This is a genomic window from Mobiluncus sp. (genome assembly GCF_985070215.1).
Genome location: NZ_CFKZQR010000077.1, coordinates 1 through 3,661, shown reverse-complemented (window position 1 = coordinate 3,661; position 3,661 = coordinate 1). Strand labels below are relative to the sequence as shown.

The following is a 3,661-nucleotide window of genomic DNA, read 5'->3' as shown; positions in this document are numbered from 1 at the left end:
ACTGGCTTTGTCGGGCGGGCGAATTTATGGGAAAATCGGACCCCCGCCACTTTAGCTCAGTTGGTAGAGCACCCGCCTTGTAAGCGGACGGTCAACAGTTCGAGTCTGTTAAGTGGCTCCACTCTGCCGGCCCCTCTGGGGTAACTCTCAGTGACACCTCAGACCAGGATGAAAGCCGCGGCCGCTAGCCCCAACAGCAGCATCCCCAGGATGAGACGGCGCAACGGGGTGGGCAAAGCCGCCCGCAGCACTCTCCTGGCGCCAACCCGTAGCGGAGCGCTGAGCGGAATCCACCACGCCACCAGGAGCGCTACTCCGGACAGGACTTGTGCCACATACACCCTTTTTGGAACGATTGTTCCAAAGATGAGGATGGTGTCGGGCAGTTCGGTGGGCAGAGTAACCGTGTTACCGCGCAGGATTTCCCCCGCCAGAAACAGCGCCGCCGCCACGATGACAGCAGCTGGTAGGGTGCTGGCCAGCCCTTTAATTAAGGCTGCGGGCAGGGACAGAATTTTCCGGGTGGAACGCCAATGCCAGCCCGCCACCGCCGCTACCCAAAAGCCAATCACCGCGATGACTCCGGACACTGCTGGCTGCCCCGGAATCCATGCCGCCCAGGCCAGCGTGCCCGCCAATCCCAAAAAGGGCAACATGCCCGGAGCGGGCTTGGTTCCGGACTCCTCCTCCGTGACGCCGGTGGCGTCGGGCTCGGCAGTTGTTTGGGTAGCTGGTAAATCCGCGTCTCCGCAGGTATCGGCCACGCCGCCGGTTTCTTCCGCGGACCATTCCGGGGAGGATTCCACCCCGGCAGCGGGGATTTCTATCCCCGCAGGACTGTACCGACCATTCAACTCTTGAGGCATCACCGTGGTGTATCCCGATTCGTTCGGGATTGCCGGGGTCAAAAGCGCGGTCGCGGCCGTTTCCTCACCGTTCGCTCCGGACTGGACGGCCTGGAGGAGTTCAGTAAAATCCGCGCTTCGCTGAGCCTGCGGGGCTAAAACCCTGCGAAAGACCTCAGCTAAAGGTGCTTCCAGCCCAGCCACGTCCGGGTTTCCGGCTAAAATCCGCGAGACAATGACCGTTGGCGAGCCGGTTCCGAAGGGGGGCCGTCCAGTCAGGGTGAACAGCAGTAACGCGGCTAAAGCCCACCAGTCGTCAGCGAAATCCGCTTTCTTTCCCTCGATAACCTCCGGCGAGATAAAGCCCGGAGTTCCCACCACCAAGCCGGTTCGCGTCAGTCCGCTGGTGTTTTCCAAAACGGAAGAAATCCCAAAGTCAATGAGTACTGGACCATTCGGTCCAAGTATTACGTTGGCGGGTTTGATGTCGCGGTGACAAATCCCGGACTCATGCACCGCCCGCAGGGTGGCGGCCAGCATGGTCCCCAGTTCTAGAGCATCCTCGCGCTGCCAAGCTCCGCAAGCCCGCACGTCCTCCGAGAGAGTCGGACCGGGGACATATTCCGTGACGATAAAAGCATCGACCCCGTCGACTTCCAGGTCCATCACGGCCGCGACCCCGGGAACATTGGCCCGTTTCAGAGCCAACGCTTCGGAGCGGAGACGCTCCCGGGCATCCCCATCACGCTGTCCCAGGTCAGCGCCGGGTGCCAATAGTTTAAAAGCAACCGGGTTACCGGCGCCGTCATGAGCCAGATAAACGGTGGCGGAAGCACCCGTCCCGAGCCGGCGCTCCAAAACGTACCCGCCTATTTCGGCACCCAATAACTCGGCGTTTGCGCTCATGTAAACGAGTATAGCCAAACCCCGGCTTTGGCCCCCGATGCCGAATACCGGGGACGGGCCAGCGCACTTTCAACCTGCCAGCCCGCCCACCCACTCTTGTGCACAAAAACCTGAAAAGAGCGTGGAAATCTGGAATAATGGTCGGGTCAGCATCGTTGCTGACAAATTTCATATCCAGCCTTTACAACGGATCGTCCGGCGCGTACCTGCCGGTGAAGGGATTATTATTATGGCAACTGTCACTTTTGACAAAGCAACACGTATCTATCCGGGCAACACTACCCCCTCGGTAGATGAGCTCGACTTGGAAATTGCGGACGGTGAATTCCTGGTTTTAGTCGGTCCTTCCGGCTGCGGTAAATCCACCTCGCTGCGGATGCTGGCAGGTTTGGAGGAAGTCAACTCCGGGCGCATCCTGATTGGCGACAAAGACGTCACGGATGTACAGCCCAAAGACCGCGATATTGCGATGGTGTTCCAAAACTACGCTCTGTACCCGCATATGACAGTGCGGGACAATATGGGTTTTGCTCTGAAAATCGCGGGCATCCCGAAGGACGAAATCGCGAAGCGCGTCGAGGAAGCCGCCAAGGTTTTGGACTTGACCGAATACCTGGATCGTAAGCCGAAGGCTCTGTCCGGTGGTCAGCGTCAGCGCGTCGCGATGGGCCGAGCTATCGTGCGTAAACCCCAAGTGTTCCTGATGGACGAACCGCTGTCGAACTTGGACGCGAAACTGCGTGTGCAAACCCGCACCCAGATTGCCTCCCTGCAGCGCAAACTGGGGGTTACCACCTTGTACGTGACCCACGACCAAACCGAAGCCCTGACGATGGGCGACCGGATTGCCGTACTCAAGGACGGGATTTTGCAGCAGGTCGGTTCTCCAGATGAGCTCTATCAGCACCCCGAAAATGACTTCGTGGCTGGCTTCATCGGATCACCTTCCATGAACTTGCGCAAGTTTAAGGTGGAAGGCGACAAGGCGGTGCTTTACGGCGCTTCCCTGCCGATTTCCGCAGAGCAGCGCAGCGCCCTGACTGAAGCTGACGGTGGCGAGGTCACGATTGGGTTCCGTCCTGAAGATTTGGAAATCACCACCGATACCGGCGATGGCGTGATGCCCATTGTGGTAGACATCATCGAAGAACTCGGTTCGGACGGCTACGTGTACGGTCACCTCGATGGTGCGGAACAAGGGACTTCCGGTTCAGTCACGGAAGATCACCTGGTGGTGCGGGTGCCTCCGCGTACTGCCCCGAAGCCGGGTAGTGTCATGAATGTGCGGATTACCCCAGGTCACCAGCACGTCTTTAGCGCCGCGACCGGCAAGCGCCTGCCCGACTAAGTTACCCGCCGGGTTGCCGGGTCTGTGCATCAGGCTTAGGTGGGCCGGTCAACGCAAAAGGCCGGATTGCCGGGTCTGTGCCTCAGGCCGGGTCACGGTTCGGCGAATAACGCAAACTCATCTGGGTGGTTCCCGCTAACTGGGCGGGAACCACCCGTGTATTTCCGCCTGAAATCTTCGCGCCCGCCCTGGCCTGATTCGGATTTTTCCAACGATTTACGCAACAGCCCGAAATGTTAAATTTAGTTGCTGTTTATGAGTGAAACATGTAAATTTGAAAATAGTTCTGCTGGTGGTAGGCCGTTTTCAGTGTCACCCCATCACAACTGTGAAAGCTATTTGAATAAACCCCCTCAACTGGCAGGTAATCAACACCACCAAAACCCAACCACCTGCCGGTTGAAACTGGGCGATTCTGGATTCCAGAATCGCCCAGTTTTTTCTGAACCTACAGTTGCCACCGGCCGGATAAGGACCCCGCCCCAGAGCTCCGGATTCTCCAGCGGCCCGGTTGCCCCTCAGTCAGAGGCGTGCTTTTCCAGGGATTCGTAGACCTCGTGGT

The 3,661-nt window shown here is 58.7% G+C and carries 2 protein-coding genes and 1 tRNA gene; 2 read left to right on the top strand and 1 reads right to left on the bottom strand.

Annotation, left to right across the window (positions count from 1 at the left end; genetic code table 11):
* Positions 1–45 precede the first annotated feature (45 nt).
* Positions 46–121: transfer RNA gene (locus tag AC5LBQ_RS09460), tRNA-Thr, on the top strand.
* A gap of 37 nt (positions 122–158) precedes the next feature.
* Here AC5LBQ_RS09460 and AC5LBQ_RS09455 read toward each other — a convergent pair.
* Positions 159–1,751, bottom strand: coding sequence for a serine/threonine-protein kinase (locus AC5LBQ_RS09455; protein WP_493265318.1), 1,593 nt, complete (start codon positions 1,749–1,751; stop codon positions 159–161).
* A gap of 229 nt (positions 1,752–1,980) precedes the next feature.
* Here AC5LBQ_RS09455 and AC5LBQ_RS09450 point away from each other — a divergent pair, with 229 nt between their 5' ends.
* Positions 1,981–3,099: an ABC transporter ATP-binding protein gene (locus AC5LBQ_RS09450; RefSeq protein ID WP_297346021.1), complete on the top strand. Its 1,119-nt coding sequence runs from the start codon at positions 1,981–1,983 to the stop codon at positions 3,097–3,099.
* The last annotated feature ends 562 nt before the right edge of the window (positions 3,100–3,661 follow it).

Excerpts from the sequence above, each read along its gene's own strand:
- AC5LBQ_RS09455 (WP_493265318.1), bottom strand. The coding sequence starts at position 1,751 with ATGAGCGCAAACGCCGAGTTATTGGGTGCCGAAATAGGCGGGTACGTT.
- AC5LBQ_RS09450 (WP_297346021.1), top strand. The coding sequence starts at position 1,981 with ATGGCAACTGTCACTTTTGACAAAGCAACACGTATCTATCCGGGCAAC.